The organism is Kineococcus sp. AC630 (genome assembly GCF_979255925.1).
The window spans coordinates 1-281 of record NZ_CEEDMJ010000069.1 but is presented as its reverse complement, the minus strand read 5'-3'; the positions used below and the strand labels follow the sequence as shown (position 1 = coordinate 281).

The following is a 281-nucleotide window of genomic DNA, read 5'->3' as shown; positions in this document are numbered from 1 at the left end:
GTCGCGCGCCTGCTCGACGTCGGCCCCCCGGGCCAGCGCGACGCCCATCCGGCGACGGGTGTAGCTCTCCGGCTTGCCGAACCAGCGCAGGTCGCTGCCGGGCACGGCGAGCGCCTCGGCAGCCCCGTCGGCGGAGAGCGCGACGGCGTCGACGCCGCCGTAGATCACGGCGCTGGCGCCGGTGGAGTGCCGTTCGACGTCGACGGGCAGGCCGAGGAGGGCCCGGGCGTGCAGGTCGAACTCGCTGAGGAACTGGGTGGCCAGGGTGACCATGCCGGTGT

The 281-nt window shown here is 75.4% G+C and carries 1 pseudogene; it reads right to left on the bottom strand.

Going from position 1 to position 281, the window contains the following annotated elements:
• Nucleotides 1–281 (bottom strand): annotated as a pseudogene (locus AC0I8G_RS25885) (formate-dependent phosphoribosylglycinamide formyltransferase); the annotation flags it as partial.